The 13,803-nt window shown below is 70.4% G+C and carries 13 protein-coding genes and 1 pseudogene; 9 read left to right on the top strand and 5 right to left on the bottom strand.

Features of this window, described 5'->3' with window-relative positions; all coding sequences use genetic code 11:
• Window positions 1–16 precede the first annotated feature (16 nt).
• Both fabI and fabG read right to left on the bottom strand, forming a co-directional pair.
• Window positions 17–787: an enoyl-ACP reductase FabI gene (gene fabI, locus IH45_RS0130740; RefSeq protein ID WP_030675908.1), complete on the bottom strand. Its 771-nt coding sequence runs from the start codon at window positions 785–787 to the stop codon at window positions 17–19.
• 5 nt (window positions 788–792) lie between these two features.
• A complete protein-coding gene (gene fabG / locus IH45_RS0130745; protein WP_003985790.1) occupies window positions 793–1,497 on the bottom strand; it encodes a 3-oxoacyl-[acyl-carrier-protein] reductase in 705 nt (234 codons plus the stop codon).
• Window positions 1,498–1,704: 207 nt separating this feature from the next.
• Here fabG and IH45_RS0130750 point away from each other — a divergent pair, with 207 nt between their 5' ends.
• Window positions 1,705–3,240, top strand: a complete 1,536-nt coding sequence (locus IH45_RS0130750) for a TldD/PmbA family protein (protein WP_030675913.1) — start codon at window positions 1,705–1,707, stop codon at window positions 3,238–3,240.
• Window positions 3,241–3,273: 33 nt separating this feature from the next.
• Here IH45_RS0130750 and IH45_RS0130755 read toward each other — a convergent pair whose 3' ends face one another.
• Entirely contained in the window at window positions 3,274–3,879 is a 606-nt protein-coding gene (locus tag IH45_RS0130755) for a nitroreductase family protein (RefSeq protein WP_063763071.1), read from the bottom strand.
• 391 nt (window positions 3,880–4,270) lie between these two features.
• On the opposite strand from IH45_RS0130755, the gene IH45_RS0130760 reads away from it, so the two are divergent.
• Both IH45_RS0130760 and IH45_RS0130765 read left to right on the top strand, forming a co-directional pair.
• Window positions 4,271–4,585, top strand: a complete 315-nt coding sequence (locus tag IH45_RS0130760) for a DUF6092 family protein (RefSeq protein ID WP_030675919.1) — start codon at window positions 4,271–4,273, stop codon at window positions 4,583–4,585.
• 504 nt (window positions 4,586–5,089) lie between these two features.
• Entirely contained in the window at window positions 5,090–6,229 is a 1,140-nt protein-coding gene (locus IH45_RS0130765; protein WP_030675923.1) for a hypothetical protein, read from the top strand.
• Window positions 6,230–6,350: 121 nt separating this feature from the next.
• Here IH45_RS0130765 and IH45_RS0130770 read toward each other — a convergent pair whose 3' ends face one another.
• Window positions 6,351–7,895, bottom strand: coding sequence for an MFS transporter (locus IH45_RS0130770; protein WP_050515301.1), 1,545 nt, complete (start codon window positions 7,893–7,895; stop codon window positions 6,351–6,353).
• Window positions 7,896–8,319: 424 nt separating this feature from the next.
• Between IH45_RS0130770 and IH45_RS0130775 the strand changes: the two genes are divergently transcribed.
• The 5 genes and pseudogenes from IH45_RS0130775 (at window position 8,320) to tyrS (ending at window position 12,559) form a co-directional block, all read left to right on the top strand.
• Window positions 8,320–8,634 carry a chaplin gene (locus tag IH45_RS0130775; RefSeq protein WP_158813322.1) on the top strand — a complete coding sequence of 105 codons (315 nt, stop codon included), beginning with the start codon at window positions 8,320–8,322 and terminating at the stop codon, window positions 8,632–8,634.
• 339 nt (window positions 8,635–8,973) lie between these two features.
• Window positions 8,974–9,183 carry a hypothetical protein gene (locus IH45_RS0130780; RefSeq protein ID WP_030675932.1) on the top strand — a complete coding sequence of 70 codons (210 nt, stop codon included), beginning with the start codon at window positions 8,974–8,976 and terminating at the stop codon, window positions 9,181–9,183.
• Window positions 9,184–9,378: 195 nt separating this feature from the next.
• Window positions 9,379–9,645: pseudogene (locus IH45_RS0130785) on the top strand (TldD/PmbA family protein); the annotation flags it as partial.
• The gene (locus IH45_RS0130790) at window positions 9,642–11,042 is read left to right on the top strand and encodes a metallopeptidase TldD-related protein (protein WP_030675936.1); all 1,401 of its coding nucleotides are present in this window, start codon (window positions 9,642–9,644) and stop codon (window positions 11,040–11,042) included. The pseudogene IH45_RS0130785 and the gene IH45_RS0130790, both read left to right, overlap by 4 nt.
• A 113-nt stretch (window positions 11,043–11,155) precedes the next feature.
• Entirely contained in the window at window positions 11,156–12,559 is a 1,404-nt protein-coding gene (gene tyrS / locus IH45_RS0130795; protein WP_030675938.1) for a tyrosine--tRNA ligase, read from the top strand.
• A gap of 111 nt (window positions 12,560–12,670) precedes the next feature.
• Here tyrS and IH45_RS0130800 read toward each other — a convergent pair whose 3' ends face one another.
• Window positions 12,671–12,949, bottom strand: a complete 279-nt coding sequence (locus IH45_RS0130800; protein ID WP_003985794.1) for a GlsB/YeaQ/YmgE family stress response membrane protein — start codon at window positions 12,947–12,949, stop codon at window positions 12,671–12,673.
• 218 nt (window positions 12,950–13,167) lie between these two features.
• Between IH45_RS0130800 and IH45_RS0130805 the strand changes: the two genes are divergently transcribed.
• Window positions 13,168–13,542, top strand: coding sequence for a DUF3099 domain-containing protein (locus IH45_RS0130805; RefSeq protein ID WP_030675940.1), 375 nt, complete (start codon window positions 13,168–13,170; stop codon window positions 13,540–13,542).
• Window positions 13,543–13,803 lie beyond the last annotated feature (261 nt).

The following is a 13,803-nucleotide window of genomic DNA, read 5'->3' on the forward strand; positions in this document are numbered from 1 at the left end:
ACGCACACTGCGGGCGTCAGGCGCCCATCATGTGCACGCCGCCGTCGACGTGCACGATCTCGCCGGTGGTGTTCGGGAAGAAGTCCGACAGCAGGGCGACGACGCCGCGGCCGGCCGGCTCCGGGTCGGCCAGGTCCCAGCCGATCGGGGCGCGGTGGTTCCACACGTCCGCCAGCTCCTCGAAGCCCGGGATCGACTTGGCGGCCATCGACTTGATCGGGCCGGCCGAGACCAGGTTGCTGCGGATGCCCTGCGGGCCCAGGTCGCGCGCCAGGTAGCGGCTGGTGCCCTCCAGGGCCGCCTTGGCGACGCCCATCCAGTCGTACTTCGGCCAGGCGGTCTGGGCGTCGAAGGTGAGGCCGACGACCGAGGAGCCGCGGCCCATCAGCGGCAGGCAGGCCATGGTCAGCGACTTCAGCGAGTACGCCGAGACGTGCACCGCGGTGGACACGTCCTCCCAGCTCGCCTCCAGGAAGTTGAAGGCGCCCTGCGGGCCGAAGGCGATCGAGTGCACGATGCCGTCGATGCGGGCGTCGTCGCCCTGGTGCGCGCGGATCTTGTCCGCCAGCCCGTCCAGGTGCTCCTGGTTGGTCACGTCCAGCTCGATGACCGGTGCTTCCTTGGGGAGCCGCTTGGCGATCCGCTCCACGAGCGACAGCCGGCCGAAGCCGGTCAGGATGACCTCGGCGCCCTCGTTCTGGGCGACCTTGGCGGTCTGGAAGGCGATCGAGGCTTCGGTCAGTACGCCCGTGACGAGGATGCGCTTGCCTGCGAGGATTCCACTCATGCTGATCAGTGACCCATGCCCAATCCGCCGTCGACGGGAATGACGGCTCCGGTGATGTACGCGGCCTCGTCGGAGGCCAGGAAGCGGACCGAGGCGGCGATCTCCTCGGGCTGCGCGTAGCGCGCGAGCGGCACCTGCTTCACGATGCCCTCCCGCTGCTCGTCGGTGAGCGCACGGGTCATGTCGGTGTCGACGAAACCGGGCGCGACGACGTTGACGGTGATGTTACGGCTGCCCAGCTCACGGGCGAGGGACCGGGCGAAGCCCACCAGGCCGGCCTTGGAGGCGGCGTAGTTCGCCTGGCCCGCGGAGCCCAGCAGGCCCACGACGGACGAGATCAGCACGACGCGGCCCTTGCGCGCCCGCAGCATGCCACGGTTGGCGCGCTTGACCACCCGGAACGTACCGGTGAGGTTGGTGTCGAGGACCGACGCGAAGTCCTCCTCGGACATCCGCATCAGCAGCTGGTCGCGGGTGACGCCGGCGTTGGCCACCAGCACCTCGACCGCGCCCTGCTTCTCCTCGATCTCCTTGTAGGCCTGCTCGACCTGCTCGGCGTCCGTGATGTCGCACTTCACGGCCAAAAATCCCTCGGGCGGCTCCCCCGAGCGGTAGGTGATGGCGACCTTGTCGCCTGCCTCGGCGAAGGCCCGGGCGATGGCGAGGCCAATGCCGCGGTTGCCTCCGGTGACCAGAACCGAGCGGCTCAAGAGATCACCCTTTCCGTGTCCTGTCCGACCTGCGTTCGCTACGAAACTATCGGTCACCGGCCTCGTACGGAGAATCGAGCCCGGACAGGCGCGCACGCCGGTCACTGTCGGGTCCCTACAGAAGATGCCGCCGTCCGGGTCCCCCGCGGGGTGGGCCGGGCGCCCCGGGCAGGGCATGATTCATGGCGCCGACCACGGGAGGACGCCTTGCCTGCCACACCTCGTTCGATCGACGAGACCTTCCTCGCGCTGCCCCTGCGCGCACTGGCCGACGCCGCGCTGGCGCGGGCCCGCGCGCTGGGCGCCGAGCACGCGGACTTCCGCCTGGAGCGGGTGCGCAGCGCGTCCTGGCGGCTGCGGGACGCCCGCCCGTCGGAGGCTTCCGACACCACGGACCTGGGCTACGCGGTGCGCGTGGTGCACAACGGCGCCTGGGGGTTCGCCTCCGGCGTCGACCTGACGATGGACGCCGCGGCGCGGGTGGCCGGGCAGGCGGTGGCGATGGCGAAGTTGTCGGCCAAGGTGGCCGAGGCAGCCGGCTCCACGGAAACGGTCGAGCTGGCGGACGAACCCGCCTACCCCGACCGCACCTGGATCTCCTCCTACGAGATCAACCCGTTCGACGTACCGGACGCGGACAAAACCGGCCTGCTGGCCGAGTGGAGCGCGCGCCTGCTGGCCTCGAAGGGCGTCGCGCACGCGGACGCCACCCTGATGACGGTCCAGGAGAACAAGTTCTACGCCGACACCGCGGGCACCGGCACCACCCAGCAACGCGTACGCCTCCACCCGGAACTCACCGCGGTCGCCGTGGACCCGACGACCGGCGAGTTCGACTCCATGCGCACCCTGGCCCCGCCGGTGGGCCGCGGCTGGGAATACCTCACCGGCACCCACTGGAACTGGGACGAGGAACTGTCGGAGATCCCGGCCCACCTGGCCGAAAAACTCCGCGCCCCGAGTGTCACCCCCGGCCACTACGACCTGGTCGTGGACCCCTCCAACCTCTGGCTGACCATCCACGAGTCGATCGGCCACGCCACCGAACTGGACCGCGCCCTCGGCTACGAAGCGGCCTACGCGGGCACCTCCTTCGCCACCTTCGACCAGCTCGGCAAGCTCGCCTACGGCTCCGAGGCGATGAACGTGACCGGCGACCGCACCGCCGAACACGGCCTGGCGACGATCGGCTGGGACGACGAGGGCGTAGCGGCCCAGTCCTGGGACCTGATCAAGGACGGCACCCTGGTCGGCTACCAGCTGGACCGGCGAATGGCCAAGCTCACCGGCACCCCCCGCTCAAACGGCTGCGCCTACGCCGACTCCCCCGCACACGTACCGGTCCAGCGGATGGCGAACGTGTCACTGCAGCCCGCACCACAGGGGCCGAGCACGGAAGAGCTGATCTCCGGGGTGGACCGGGGAATTTATGTGGTGGGGGATCGGTCCTGGTCGATCGATATGCAGCGGTACAACTTCCAGTTCACACAGCAGAGGGCCTATCTCATCCGGGACGGCCGCCTTTGCGGGCAGCTGCGGGATGTTGCCTATCAGGGAAGTACTACGGAGTTCTGGGGGTCGATGGAGGCAGTGGGGGGACCTGACACGTACGTCCTCGGTGGGGCGTTCAACTGCGGGAAGGCGCAGCCGGGGCAGATTGCGGCGGTGTCGCACGGGTGCCCTTCGGCGATGTTCCGGAGTGTGAACATTTTGAACACCTCCGGTGAGGCTGGGCGGTCGTAGGCGGTCGTCGTCGTCCCGGTCGTCGCCCAGGTGTCATGTCGTGGTTGCACCGCGCGGCGCCCCGTGTGACACCGGTTCGCGCTGTCCGTGGGTCTCGTAGCTGATGACCTCGTCGGAGGCCCGGCGACTGGAGGGGCTGCGTTGGTGGGCGGGGATGCCGATCGGGACGAGCAGCACCGGCTGGAGGTACGGGGGCAGGTCGAACAGGAGCCGTAGAGGCTCGGGGGCGAAGCTGTGGACGGGGCAGGCACCCAGGCCGTGTGCGTGGGCGGTGAGCAGCAGGTTCTGCACGGCCATGGCCACGCACAGTGTTCTGACCTGCTTCTCCGACGGGTACTCGGGGCCGCGGCTGTCATCGGAACAGGCGAGGACCACCAGGGCGGGATGGCCGATCACTCCGGGGGCGAAGGCCCGCAGACGCCGGATGTTGCGTGGTTCCCGGATCACGATGAAGGACCATGCCTGGGTGTTGCCGGCGCTGGGCGCTGCTTGCATCCCTTCCAGCAGGGCGTTGACGGTCTCCAAGGTGATCGAAGTGTCGGTGTAGGCGCGCACGGCGGTGCGGGTGGTGAGGGCCCGGAGAAACTCTGCAGGGGCGATTCCGGGCACCGGCGCCGGAGGATGGTCCTGGGAAGTCATCTCTCCGGCATACCCGGCACAGGCCCTCCTCCGGCCGCGTCGGGTGCGACGTCCCTCTTCCCCTCCCTGCCTGCCACCCGTTCGGTGCCGGGAGGCCCTGGGCGGCGCGGCCGGGTCGGCGAGGAGGCCGCTGATGTCGTGTCCGGCCCTCGCCTCGTCGGATCCGCCGGACACCGACGAGCACCGCGGTGCCCCGGCGATCCGGGGCACCGCGCGTGGCGCACGACGGCGGGCGGCCGTGATCGTGGGAAACTCCGTCCCACCAGCCCTGCCCGCGGCACGGGAGGCCGTACCGCTGTCGGCCCACCGGACTCGCCACCCGGTCCGCCCTGCCGAACCGGACGCTCGCCACAGCCGCCTCAGTGCCCCGCCAGACGAGAGGTGATCAGCCATGAAGCCACCGGTCGGCCCAAACCCTGAGCGGCTGCACGAGGATCTGGTTCTGCTTGCCGCCTATCTGCTCACCACCGGGCGAGGACTGGTCGAAGAACCGCCGGACTACCCGCCCATGCGATGCGTCGACGCCGCCCGGCGCACGCTCGAACTCCTGGAGTTCCACACGACGGCCGATCCCCGTCTGGTGGAGGTGCGGTCCCGGCTCGACGAGTTCATGATCAGCCCGCAGGAAGCCGAGCCTCCTCCGATGGACGACTTGCTCGACGACCTGTGCCTGACGATGGCCGGGATCATCAAGGACATGGCGTGATACAGCCGGGGGCCGGTTTCGTCTGGTGGGGCCTTTCCGCAGCCATCCGTTGGGCGGCGCGGACAAGGTCATTGGAGCGGGGGGTCTTGGCCCCGCACTCGCGCTGGGCGCGCTCCAAGCGGTTCTTGCCGCTGCGCAGCGGCCCGAGGATGCCCCGGCGCTCACGGCTGCGAGTTGCCGGCGCTGTGGCGGCCCCGATACTGGAAGAGGGGCACTGTCGGGTTCCGCCGCCGTCTCCAGCCTGCTGAGCCGGGTGCGTGAAGAGGCACGGTTCCTGCGCCGACCTGCGGAGGACGTGTGCATCCCTGCGGAGATGCTGACCGGCTCGCTTCCGGCTCGCACGATCCCGCGAAGCGCCGCCCGGAGACGCCTCACGACGAAATCCTCGTCGCCAAGGAGAGCGGGCGCCGGGACCGGCCACCCGTCCTTCATCGGCACCGCGCATCCGACGAGGCCTGCCCGCGTCCCGTACCCGGCGCCCACGGCTTGCTGCAGCTAGCGGCCGTGAATTCGTGTGCGCCTGTACCGGACAAGGCCGTCAACCGCGCGGCCGGCCGGGTTGACGCGCTGGGTGAGTACTTCGGTTCCAGCACCCCGGCGGCGGGCTCGGACGCACTGATCCTGGGAAACAGCCGGGACCAGGCCAACAGGACCGTCTTCGCCGATGCCGCGTTCCCCGGCAGTCGGCACCGGCTCCTGGTCAAAGGGGCCAAAGGGATGACCGGCTCGGCGATGGACGCCGACCGTATCGAGATCGTCACCGGCGTCTGCCTCTTCGGCACACATCTTCGCGTCACCGACGAGCGCGGCGGCACCTTTCCCCTGCTGCGTCCCGGAACCGGACAGCCGACCGACCGCCTGCACTCCATCACCGTCGATGACGACCTGTCGCTCTACGAATACGAAACCGTCATGCGCCAGTCACGGGTGATCGCCGATCTGGCCGACGCGCTGCCGCCCGCCACTCCCCTGACGATCACTGTCGACGTGCCCCGGGTGCAGTACTACCTGCGGCTCCTGGACGCCTTCGAGGACGGCCTGGTCCCTGCCGACATGGCCCGGCTCTGGTTCCACCTGGTCGACGAACGCCACGCCCGCATCCTGCGCCTGTTCCGGAGCCGCCTGCGCTCCCTGCTGGCCGCCACCGGCCGGGAGGCGACCGTACGCACCGCGCCCGGGCTCGCACCCCTTGCAGACTGCCTGCAGCAAGCAGTCGCCACCGGCGACCTGCCGAAGACCGGCGACCTCTTCTCCCGCATGATCGCCACCGGCACCCCCGCCTGGCAGCTCCTGCGCCCGCTGCACTCACCTTCTGACCGCGAGCACCTCGCCCGGATCAGTTATGCCGTGGAATACCTCAGGGCTGCCGGCATTCCCGACGCGGACGCGGCGCCCTTGTCCATCGCCGTGGACGATCACACGGAGAGACAGATCTTCGATCACGCACAGCACCTCAGACATCAGTTGGGGCACCCCGAGCCCGTCCTGCCCTCCTTGGGCATCTACCCCGCCGAAACACTGCAGGCCCTGACCCCCGACGGCCGGCCGGATCCCCTGTACCTGGCCGACGTCGGCCGCTATGCCGTGGAACACACCGGAGCCTCCGTCGACCTTTTCGGCCTGGTCGACCGCCTGTACAAATGACACACGCTCCGCGCGGCCGCCAGGTACCCGCCGTCGACGCCGGTCGACAGCAACGGTTGCTGTTCACCGTCGGCATGGGGCGCGCTGACCACGATGCTCGCCGAGCAGGCCCCACGAGCGGTCAGCGCTGTTGCTCGGACAAGTCCAGCCCCCGAGGCACCAGGACGAAAGCCACGACGGCGGCGGCCAGCATGATCAGCCCACTGACCAGCCCGGCCTGCACGAGCGCTTCGGTGAACGCCGCACGGGCCTGCACCGCCAACTCGCGCGCACCGAAGCGTGAGGCAGTGTCGAGAGCCCCACTCAACGACTCCCGTGCAGCGGAAACCTGAGAAGCGTTCAGGCCCCGGTCCTCCGGAGCAGCAGCGTCCAGATGGGAGCGGTAGACGGCAGAGGCCACGCTGCCCAGCACCGCCACGCCCAGCACGCTCCCCAGGTCGTAGGAGGTCTCCTCCAGCGCCGCGGCGTTGCCGGCCTTGGCCTGCGGGGTGCCGGACATGATCACAGCCGAGGCGATCGCAAGAGAGCCGGACGCCCCACCCAGCAGGAACAGGGCCGAGGCGACCACCGGGTAACCCAGCCCTCCTGGAGCGGCGTACATGGCCAGGACACCCGCGCTTGCCAGGGCCAGTCCGCCGGCCAGCACAGTCCGCACCCCCAGGCGGGCGGCGAGGACCGGCGCCAGGGGCGAGGCCAGACCCGCCCCCGCGGCCATCGACAGCAGATGCACGCCCGCTTGGAGCGGAGAGTGGCCTTCCACCAGCTGAAGCCACTGGGCCACCAGCAGCAACAGCGCGTCAAAGGCGAGCATCGTGGTCAGCGCGACCACGATGCCAGCGGTGAACGGCATCCGGGTGAACAGGCGCACCTCCAGCAGCGGATCAGAGCGGTGCAGGCAGCGCCGGACGAACCAGCCCAGCAGCACGGCCGCCGCCAGCAGCGCACCCCAGGCCGCCGGGGCGGCCAGCCCCGCTTTGGCGAAGCGTTTGATCGCCCAGACCAGGGCCACCATGCCCGTCACCACCAGGGCGGTGGCCACCACATCCCAGCGGCCCGGAGCCGGATCACGTGACTCCGGCAGCAACAGCAGCCCGCCGATGAGAGCGGCGGCCATCAGCGGCACATTGACCAGAAAAGCAGCGCGCCAGGAGAAGTGCTCCAGCAGCAGCCCGCCCACGATCGGGCCCATGGCCACACTGACGGAGGAGGTCGCCACCCACACCCCCAGCGCGGTGGCGCGTTCGGCCGGATCGGGGAACACCGCCCGGAGCATCGACAGCGTCGTAGGCATGATCATCGCGGCGCCCACACCCAGCAGTGCCCGCACCGCGATGACCAGGCCCGGATTTCCGGCGGCCAGTACGAGCAGGGAGGTGCCGCCGAACACCGCGAATCCGGCCAGCAGCAGTCTCTTGCGGCCCCACCGGTCGGCCAGCGCGCTCATCGCCACCAGCACCCCGCCCTGAACCAGGGAGTAGACGTCCACGATCCACAGTTGCTGGTCGGCGGAAGGCGCCAGCTCGGCAGTCAGGCCGGGCAGCGCCACCACAAGAATGGTCATATCCATGGCGACAACGAGCAGACTCGCCGACAGCACGGCCAAACACGCCCACCGCCGCCCAACGGACAGCTTCAAGGGCTCCTGCCCATGGCCGAGGACGCTCACCGCGGCCTTCCTTCGCTCTCGGTACCTCACAGCCCAGCAGAGCGAGCATCATCCGACCGGAGCCGGCAAGCCACTCGCCGCCGCACACCACCTCATCTACCACCCGGACGAAGGAACTCCCGGCGGCGCCAAGAGCACGGGCGTCCAGCTGCTGCGTTCACGACGTCCAGCCGTATCCGAGCCGCCGGCTGGGAAACGATCCCGCAGCCCGGGGCGTGCGGGGCCCGGAGCACAGCGGCTCCACCGGACGCATCCCCTCATCCGAGAGCAGCAGCCTCCGTCCGGCACCCGACGACGCTCGAACAGCGACCTCGGCGTACGGCCGTACCAGCCGGTGGCCGGTCGGACCGGCCGGTCACCTGGCCGTCCCGCCGCGGGACGGCCCGTATCCGCGGACAGCGGGCGTCGTTCGCAGCGCATGCGCATGCGCATCCGGAAGATCGCTGTACCGGTCGGTGTGGCCGCGGCGGTGGTCGCGGAAGAGCTGCTGACCGCAGCCCCCGCGAACGCGGGCATCGCTCGGATCAGCGCGGCCGTTTTCGGCAGCAGGTGCGCGGCACGCCATTACCCGGGAGAGACCATGGCCACGGCCCAGGACCCTGGCCTGGCCCTCAGCAATCTCACGCAGCTTCCGGCCCATGTGCCCTACAACCACTGCGGAGCGATCGACGTGGTTCCGGACGACTTCCTCAACGCGGACACGACGACCGAGGCGGTGCCTCTACACCCGGTGAAGTAGCCCGCACGGATGCCGCCCTGCCGCTGCCGACTCGTACGTGAGCGGCCCGCGCTTTTGCGGTCCATGTCCCGGGCATCTCGCTCTGGCTGCGCCACACGGCCCGACATATGCGTACGCCGGGGCCCTGATCCGAGGACACCGGGATGAGCGGCCACGGACGCCGAACCGCGAGCCGGCGGCCTCCTCGAAGTCCTGTCGCTCGTGGCCGGCACCGGGCGGATCCGTGGCGGCCCGCCCTCCAGGGGGACCGAGCAATGGGGCACGGCCGCGCTCCCCGTACAGGCATGATCGCCAAGCGAGTCGCCGACGATCACGGACTCTTCCTCCGCGCCGGGGCTGATGATCGTCAACGGGCACGGCGGCAACTACGTGCTCTCGAACGTCACCCAGGAGACCAACGCGGACAGCCCCCGCGTGGCCCTGTCCCCGCTCCTGCACGGCACTCCGCACCTCATACGCATCGGCATCGAGCAGGATGACCACTCGGCTCCCAGCCGCCCTCACCTAGCCGTTCCGACCAAGGATCTGGCCGGAGACCACCCCGCCTGACATGTCGACGTCTACGATCAACCATCGGATCGGAAGAAGATCCGCAGTGCCCCCCAGAAGTCGGCACCAGGCCGACACCACACCCCGTACAGTCCGGTTTCATCCAGTGTCAACAGGGATTGAGGGTGGACCGTGAAACACCGTCCGACCTGCAAAGACACCCCTCAGCGAGGTATGCCCTCCGCTCCCCCGGTGAATGTCCGGTTCACCGGCCAACGCTTCTTCCGCATCGCGAACGGCCGCCTCGCAGGCCGGCTCCGCGACGTCGCCCACCAAGCGACCACCACCGACTTCCGGGGCTCGATGGCCGCGGGCGGCGGGCCGGACACGTACGTTCTGGGCGGGGCCTTCAACTGCGGGAAGGCGCAGCCGGGGCAGAGCGCCGCGGTCTCGCGCGGCTGTCCGGCGGCCCTGTTCACCGGCGTCAGCATTTTGCATACGGCACAGGAGGCGGGTCGATGAGCCGTAATCCGCGGGCGAATGCGCCCCACGAGATCGTCGAGCGGGCCCTGGAGCTGTCCCGGGCCGATGGGTGTGTGGTCATCGCGGACGAGCGGTCCAGCGCGAATCTGCGGTGGGCCGGGAACGCGCTGACCACCAACGGGGTCACCCGCGGGCGGTCGCTGACCGTGATCTCGACCGTGGACGGTGCGCAGGGGACCGCCTCGGGTGTGGTGTCCCGGGCCGCGGTGACCGCGGCCGATCTGGAGCCGCTGGTGCGGGAGGCGGAGGCGGCCGCGCGGGCGGCGGGGCCTGCCGAGGATGCCGGGCCGCTGGTCGCCGGCGCCGCGCCGTCGCCGGACTTCAGCGATGCTCCGGCCGAGACCTCCTCCGCGGTGTTCGGCGCCTTCGCGCCCGCGCTGGGCGAATCGTTCAAGCGGGCCGGGGACGGGGGCCGTGAGCTGTACGGATTCGCGTTCCATGAGGTCGTCTCGTCCTATCTCGGCTCGTCCACGGGGCTGCGGCTGCGCCATGACCAGCCCACCGGGACGCTGGAGCTGAACGCGAAATCGCCGGACCGCACCCGGTCCGCCTGGAAGGGGCTGTCCACCCGGGATTTCCGTGACGCGGACCCGCTGGCCATGGACGCGGAGCTGGCCACCCGGCTCGGCTGGGCCGAGCGGCGCGTCGAGCTGCCGGCCGGGCGTTACGAGACGCTGCTGCCGCCGACGGCCGTCGCCGACCTGCTCGTGTACCAGCAGTGGTCGGCGACGGCCCGGGACGCCGCCGAGGGCCGTACGGTCTTCTCCCGGCCCGGCGGCGGCACCCTCGTCGGCAGCAAGGTCGCGGGGCTGCCGCTGACGCTGCGCAGCGACCCGGGCGCCCTTGGCCTGGAGTGCGCGCCGTTCGTGCTGGCTCACGCCTCCGGCGACGATGCTTCGGTGTTCGACAACGGGCTGGCGCTGGAGCCGACCGACTGGATCCGCGACGGTGAGCTGCGGCGGCTGGTGACCACCCGGCACAGCGCCGGACTGACCGGGCTGCCGGTGGCGCCGGGCATCGACAACCTGATCCTGGACGGCGGCGGCACCCGGTCGCTGGAGGAGATGGCGGCGGGCACCGAGCGCGGGCTGCTGCTGACCTGTCTGTGGTACATCCGCGAGGTGGACCCGGCCACGCTGCTGCTCACCGGGCTGACCCGGGACGGCGTCTACCTGGTCGAGAACGGCGAGGTGGTCGGTGAGGTGAACAACTTCCGGTTCAACGAGTCGCCGCTGGACCTGCTGGCACGGGCGGCGGAGGCGGGCCGTACGGAACGCACGCTGCCGCGGGAGTGGAGCGACTACTTCACGCGCGCCGCGATGCCGGCCCTGCGGATTCCCGACTTCAATATGAGTTCGGTCAGTCCCGGGGTGTGACATCGCGGGTGTCCGGCCGGGTCCGGGCGGACGTCCGCCCGGGCCCGGCCACCACCTCGAATAGACTCTCTCCTCGTCCTCCCCTACGGGAAAACCGACCGATCAGGAACGCCATGACACGCCTCGGCGAATCCGTCGCCCGCGCCAGCTCGCTGCTCTCCGCAGACCTCTCCGCCGACTCCACCGTCGCGGAGCTGCTCCAGGAGACGGGCGCCCGGCGCTATCTGGACCTGACGGACCTGCCTGCCAGGGAGCAGGCCGAGCTGATCGCCTCCCGTACCGTCGAGGTGCTGCCGGGCGTGGACCAGCTGGCCGAGCGGATCGAGCAGCGCCGGGCGGCGGGCAAGGGCCTGCACATCAAGCTGGGCATCGACCCGACCGCCACCGACGTCCACCTCGGCCACGCGGTGCCGCTGATCATCCTCAGCCGGTTCCAGCGGCTCGGGCACGACGTGACGCTGATCATCGGTGACTTCACCGCCAAGATCGGCGACCCGTCGGGCCGTACGGCCGAGCGCCCGCCGCTGACCGACGAGGACATCGCCGCCAACCTGGCCAGCTACCGCGATCAGGTCCGGCCGTTCTTCGACTTCGAGAAGGTCAGCTTCCGGCAGAACAGCGAGTGGCTGGCGCCGTACACCTTCCCCGAGCTGCTGGGGCTGCTCTCCCAGGTGCCGGTCTCGCAGCTGCTCCAGCGCGAGGACTTCCGCAACCGGCTCGCCGCGGGCTCCGGCCTGACGATGACGGAGCTGCTGTACCCGATCGCGCAGGGCCTGGACTCGGTGGCGCTGGAGTGCGACGTGGAGCTGGGCGGCGCCGACCAGCTGCTCAACCTCCAGATGGGCCGCAAACTGATGGAGCTGCGCGGACAGCGGCCGCAACTGGTCGTCACCATGCCGCTGATCGAGGGCACGGACGGCACCGGCGCGAAGATGTCCAAGTCCAAGGGCAACTACGTCGGGCTCAGCGCGCCCGCCGACGACGTCTTCGGCAAGATCATGTCGGTGCCGGACCGGCTGATGGAGCCGTACCTGAAGGCGTGGACGGAGTGGACCGACGAGGAGATCGCGGTCGTGCTGGGCCGGGTGGCGGACAAGACGCTGCACCCGATGGACCTGAAGAAGGTGCTGGCCGGCGAGGTCGTGACGGCGCTGTACGGCCTGGAGGCGGCGATGGCCGCGCGCGCCGGGTTCGTGGCGCAGTTCTCCAAGAAGTCCTTCGCCGACGTGAGCACGCTGCCGGTGGTGGACGTCGCCGAGCACGGCGCGGAGACGGTGGCCGCGGTCCTGACCAAGGTCCTGGAGTTCACGCCGAGCGCCTCGGCGGCCCGGCGGCTGGCCAAGCAGAACGCCCTGCGCCTGGTCGTGGAGGCCGCCGACGGGCAGCAGACGCTGGTGCTCGCCGAGGCCGAGGCGATCCGGCCGCTGGGCGAGGTGCTGGCCGAGAAGCTGGCCGAGGTGCCCGGTACGGCGTACCTGAAGGCGGGCCGCAAGCTGGCCCAGCTCGCGGGCCGCTAGGCCTGTCGTCACTTACCGGACCGGCCGGTGCGCACCGTGTGCGCACCGGCCGGTGTGTGTTCCGGTGTTGCAGTGCTCCGGTCCTCCGGTGTCCTTGCTTGCCCGTTGCTCTCAGGTCGTCTCTCTGTGACGACCCCGTACGGCGGCCCAGAGCCGGTCGCCGATCGCGACCACGATGACCGCGCCGACCAGCTGCAGCACGTGCCGTGTCCAGTCGACGCCCTTGGTGTCGTTCACTCCGATGCCGGTGGCGAGCCAGTTGCCCAGGACGCTGCCCAGCATGCCGCAGATCACGGTCAGCCAGAGCGGGATCGCCTGCTTGCCGGGAAGGATCGCCTTGGCGATCAGGCCCAGGACCAGGCCCACGATGATTGCCCACAACCAAGTCATGTCGCCTCCTCAAGCGGCGCGCGCACGCAATCGTGCACCGTCAGTTTCGCTCCGGACGGGCTACGCCGCACGCCGGAGCGGGCCGTACGCGCGAGGACGGTACGGACCCGGCCCGCCCGTATCGCGCCCCGGTCTCGAAGGCGGCGCAGGCGCGGCGTAACGTGGAATCGGTGCGGAACCGGGGAGTATCCGGCACGACAAGCAGGTGGTGGAACGTGATGCGGAAGCAGACCGGCGCCGAGGCCTTCCGGATCACGGGAGCGCGACGGGGCCTGACCGAGGATGTGCGGGGCCGGCAGCGCCGCTATGTGATCTCGATGTCGGTGCGGACCGTGGCCGTGGTGCTCACGGCCGTGCTCTGGAACATCGAGCGTCACGTGGCCATCGCCACCCTGGTGCTGGGCGTCGTCCTGCCGTACGTCGCGGTGGTCGTCGCCAACGCCGGGCGGGAAAACGTACGTTCACTGCCGTCCACCTTCATACCGGCGCCCACGCGGCCGATGCTGGGCCCCGGGGGCACCGCCGGCCCGGCGGAACCGGTCCCGGAAGCGGCCGGGCCGGATGCGGACGGGCCGCGGCACGAGCGGAGTTGACCCGTCCGCGATCTGCGAAGCTCAGAAAAAGCTCAGATCAATCATGTGGTTCCGGTGCACCGGGCCCACTCCCGCGTGACATACTGCGTACGCGCTCCGCATCCCCCGTCGGAGCGACGGACCGACGCCGGGCGGCTCCCCCCGTGGCTGCCCGGCGTCGCCATGTCCGCCTCCGCGGGCGACGTAGGGTTGAGGCCGTGAACTCCCCTGACGCCCCGCTCCCCGACTCCGCCGGCTCCGCCGGAAATTCCGCATCGCCGC

It is taken from the genome of Streptomyces rimosus subsp. rimosus (genome assembly GCF_000720725.1).
Lineage (GTDB): Bacteria > Actinomycetota > Actinomycetes > Streptomycetales > Streptomycetaceae > Streptomyces > Streptomyces rimosus_A.